The sequence below is a fragment of the Palaeococcus sp. (in: euryarchaeotes) genome (genome assembly GCF_053987695.1).
The window spans coordinates 1-4,740 of sequence record NZ_JBMXHE010000028.1 but is presented as its reverse complement, the minus strand read 5'-3'; the positions used below and the strand labels follow the sequence as shown (position 1 = coordinate 4,740).

General features: G+C 44.5%; 5 protein-coding genes. All 5 read left to right on the top strand.

Going from position 1 to position 4,740, the window contains the following annotated elements:
* Positions 1–705, top strand: a 705-nt coding sequence (locus ACXJGZ_RS02300) for a DUF58 domain-containing protein (RefSeq protein WP_456398210.1), incomplete at its 5' end; no start/stop codon positions are given.
* Positions 706–1,269, top strand: a complete 564-nt coding sequence (locus tag ACXJGZ_RS02295; RefSeq protein ID WP_456398209.1) for a hypothetical protein — start codon at positions 706–708, stop codon at positions 1,267–1,269.
* 38 nt (positions 1,270–1,307) lie between these two features.
* Entirely contained in the window at positions 1,308–2,183 is an 876-nt protein-coding gene (locus ACXJGZ_RS02290) for a glycosyltransferase family 2 protein (protein WP_456398208.1), read from the top strand.
* Positions 2,184–2,190: 7 nt separating this feature from the next.
* Positions 2,191–3,357, top strand: a complete 1,167-nt coding sequence (locus ACXJGZ_RS02285; protein ID WP_456398207.1) for a DUF1972 domain-containing protein — start codon at positions 2,191–2,193, stop codon at positions 3,355–3,357.
* The coding region (locus tag ACXJGZ_RS02280) for an alkaline phosphatase family protein (RefSeq protein ID WP_456398206.1) at positions 3,354–4,740 on the top strand (1,387 nt) is incomplete at its 3' end. The genes ACXJGZ_RS02285 and ACXJGZ_RS02280, both read left to right, overlap by 4 nt.

The following is a 4,740-nucleotide window of genomic DNA, read 5'->3' as shown; positions in this document are numbered from 1 at the left end:
AGGATAGACTGGAAGGCCAGCGTTAGGCTCGGCGAGCTTATAGTCCGGGAGTTCATAAAGGAGGAGAACGCGGACGTTTACATCTTCCTCGACAACACGAGGGAGATGCGCAAGGGCCTGAAAATGGCCAAGATCGACTACGCCGCGGTTCTGGCACTCCAGGTGGCCTCAAACCTCGTGAGGCGCTACCGCGTGGGACTGGTTGTCTACGACGATGTCAGCGCAGACATCGTGAGCGCTGGAAAAGGTCCTGCCCAGCTCGAGGCAATCAGGAGAAAGCTCGGCCTTAAGGGTGAAAAAGGAGCCATGAGCCTCCGCTTCGAGGTTGATTTTTCCATTGGAGAGAAGGCCCGGGAGTTTCTGAAAAAGGTGCTCCCCCTCAGAAAGGGCAGGCGCGGCTATACGGGAATATTTGAGGCCTTGAGTCTCCTTAAGAATCCATCCTTCATAATCCTTATCACGGACCTCAGCAATCCATCCGAGACCTACAGGGCCGTTGCAAGGGCCTTGAGAAGCCACAGGGTGCTGATACTCTCCCCCAATCCGGTTCTCTTTTACAGCGGGGAGCTGGATGAGAGAACCCTGAGGAGGCTTTACCGTGCCTATGAGGAGAGGGAAAAGCTCCTCAGAAAGTTCAGTGCCCTTGCTCCAACGATAGACCTCGGGCCGAGCGACTACATAAGGGAACTGGCGAGGGTGATGTGAATGATAGGGCCCATCGCATCCGTGCTGGCGGGCTTCATAGCCGGAACGTACGTCACTCTGCTGGCTCCGGTGGTCTACCTTATCGCCCTGAAGAACCGCGACCTCGGACTGGTCTCCTATCTCCTCTACGTCCTCTACCTCGGCGGCTTAGTGAGGGTCGACACCCTGTACTCGTACTCCGGAGTCGTAACAGCATTGGTACTCTCTTTGGCTTCAATTCTGCTCCTCGACGACGTTCTCAGGGGGAAGCCTACCCTCGGAATGGTGGAGCTGCTGGCCGGGATTTTCATGCTGGGAGGTTTAGTGATCCCCGAAGCTTTTTTAGCAGGATCCATGTTCTACTTCCTTCTCAAGTTCAAGATAGACGTGAGGGTCTTCGCCTTCATCGCTGGAGTTACCCTGCTCTTTCTGGTCTTCCGCCCGGTACTGGACTTCCCGGGTTCGGCTTCAACCCAGGTTCTGGTGGTCTCAGCGTTTGGAATTTTTCTTGCCGTTTCGAGCATGGTTTGGAAAAATCTTAAAAAGAGAGAAATGTTCAGATTATACAGGGGTCTCGAACCTTAGATTAACTCTTAGTTTCATTAATCTGACCTGGTGATACCATGAGGACTTTGATAGTGATTCCAGCGTACAATGAGGAACTAACAGTTGGGTCAGTTGTGGCGTTGGCCAAGAAGTATGGCGATGTTATTGTCGTTGACGATGGTTCAACGGATAGAACTTCTGAAATAGCAAAAGAGGCAGGTGCGCTTGTTATAAGACACAAACAGAATCTTGGTAAGGGAAGGGCTCTTAAAACAGGTTTCGAATATGCCCTGAGCAGAGACTATGAAGTTATAGTTACGATAGATGCAGATGGACAGCACAATCCAGATGAAATACCAATTCTTGTTGATCCAATAGTGAAAGACAAGGCGGATCTTGTGATAGGCTCCCGGTATCTAAGGAAAGAGAGTAAAAAGAGCATACCTTCCTACAGACGTATTGGTCTTTGGGTACTTAACAAGAGCACAAAGATGGCCTCAAACGTTGATGTTGATTCTCAGAGCGGCTTCAGGGCAATGCGCAGAAAGGTCCTTGAGAGGTTAAATCTTGAAAGCGATGGATATTCTGTAGAGAGTGACATGGTTGTTGCCGCAACTGAAAACGGGTTCCGACTTTTGGAAGTGCCGATAAATGTCCGTTATGATGTTCCAAAGAAGCACAAGAAGAATCCAATATCCCATGGCTTCAGTGTCCTTGCTGGCATTGTAGGATTGATCGGGTACAGGCGACCGCTTCTACTATTCAGCACTCTGAGCCTTTTATCATTCATTGCCGCTGCGATACTTGGTTACTTGGCACTGGAACCGTATTATTCTGGAGGAAATGTTTACCTCACCCAAGCGATTGGTGCGGGCATCTTCACAATAATTGGGATTCAGCTGTTCGTCGCAGGATTGACTTTGAATGTCCTGTCAAAGATGGTGAGGGAGTGAAATCAGTATGCGAATTGCTTTCATGGGATCGAGGGGTATCCCGGGTAAATACGGTGGTACCGAGACCTTTGTCGAGGAAATTTCAAAGAGATTACGGGAAGACTTTGAAATTTATGTAACTTGTGAATCAAGTTGGTTCTTTGAGGATGATTACAATGGTATCCATAGGATACACTCGTGGGCTGTTCAAGGAAAAAGCTTAACGTTACCTTCTATAAATGACGTTATTGCTACTGTCTATATTCTCTCAAATCATTCTAAGGATATCGACGTGATCTACTATGTCGCCCCGGATGGTGCACTAGCAGCCATCCTAGCTAGACTCGCAAAAAAGCGGATTCTTATAAATCCTGATGGCATTGAATGGAGGCGTTTAATAAAGAGAAGCCGGTTCGTGCCTTTTCATCTTTTTCCAGTGTATCTTGCTACGATGGTCTACATGTACCTGATGGAGTACCTGTCATGCAAACTTCCGGACATTGTGGTTGCGGATTCTCTCGGAATCAAAGAGCATCTTGAAAAACGATATAATCCTAAAAGGGTCGTTTACATTGCCTACGGTGCAAGGGAGCTTCTTCCATCAAAACTCTCCAAGGAAAATGAGACAGAGATTCTTCAGAAATTTGGGCTTGAACCTACCGGCTATTACCTGACGGTCGCTAGGATTGTGGCGGAGAACAACATCCACATGGAAATTGAAGGGTTTAAGAAGGTTAAATCCACTAAGAAGCTTGTCATAGTTGGGAACTTCAACGAGAAAGATCCATATACGAGGCACCTCTTTAGATTGAGGGGCGATGATGATAGTATACTCCTCCTTGACCCAATATATGACAAGGACATCTTGGGAGTTTTAAGGAAGAACTGCTTTGCGTATATCCACGCTTATGAAGTCGGGGGAACCAATCCCTCCCTGCTTGAGCAGATGCTGTTTAGGAGACCGATATTAGCTTATGACGTGCCCTTTAATAGAGAAGTCCTCCAGGAGGGGGGAATATACTTTAAAAATGCTGGAGATCTGGCAAATAAAATGGAAATTCTTGAGAGGGGTGAGTTTGATTTAAAGACTATAAAAAAGATCCAAATCGAGAGGATAAAGAGGCAGTATAACTGGGAGAGGGTTACGGGGGATTATAAGCATGTGTTTAAAAAAATAATGGGGGAAGGCACATGACAACTAATAATGCTAAAGTTTTCGTATTGGGCCTCGACGGAGGGTCATGGAATATCATCATGCCCCTTATAAAAGAAGGGAAATTGCCCACGTTCAAGAAGCTTTTAGAGCGTGGTTCATATGGAAAGCTGAAAAGTATCATCCCACCAATATCTGTGCCTGCATGGAAATGCTACTTTACTGGTAAAGATCCGGGAAAATTGGGGGTATACGCATTTCTTAAGTTTGATCCGAATACATACAGAATAAAAGTTGCAGATTCTCGTGATTTTAAATCCTTAGATTTAGCAGATATTCTAAACATACACGGTAAAAAAGTTGTGATATATAAAATGTTCTCCACATATCCTGCAAAGAAAGTAAATGGGGTTATAGTGACGGATTTTTCCAATTTGCCAAATGGAACATATCCAGATGGATTGTATGAAGTGATCAAGAAAAAATTTGGAGAGGTATTTAACAATATTGCTTTCACTACTGATAGAGTGCATACATATGAGCTGGTGCTTGAGGAAACAAAAAGAGACTTCGAAGTCATCAAATGGTTAATAACTGAGAACGACCCGGATTTTGTGCATATGAGTGTTCCTCACACTGATGGCGTTCAGCATTTCTTCTGGAGAGATATGTTGGATCTTAAATCTCCGTATCATGATTATATAGAACGCATGTGGATTATGGTGGACAAGCTTATCGAAGATTTACTGGATTTCCTTGAAAACACTGGGAATAACTGGTACTTTTTTATAATGTCCGATCATGGGTTCACTGAATGCAAATATAGATTTAACATTGCAAATTGGCTGATTAAACAGGGTTATCTGAAACTAACGCTCAAAGGGAAGTTGCTGAGAATAGTTTCAAGGATAATTTCGTTAGATACTGCATATAGAGTCATTGAAAGCACAATTAAATTTGGGAATGAAAAACTGAGAATAAAAAAGCTAAAGTGGGGAGTTCAACACAAACTAGCAGGGGATATTCTTTATCAAGTTATTGACTTTGAAAAGACCAAGGTAATACCAATAGAAGGTCAGCTACTTTATCTCAATCCCAAAATGTTCAAAGATGAGAACGAAAGAAGGATATTTGTTCAAAAACTGATTAATGAGCTTAGAAGCATAAAACGCCCAGACGGCGAGCCTTTTGTGTTAGAAATTTATGATGGGCATCAACTATATAATAAGAATGCTCCAGACATAATTATTGTCCCCAATCAGACATACGTTTACTCTCTTCCGTTCATACATAGTGACTGGGATATTCCACCCGAAGGCAAGTGGACAGGAATGCACGATATGTACGGGATATTTGTTGCGATGGGTGAAGGGATAAAGGAAAACTATGAAGTCAGGAACGCAAAGTTAGTGGATTTGATGCCCA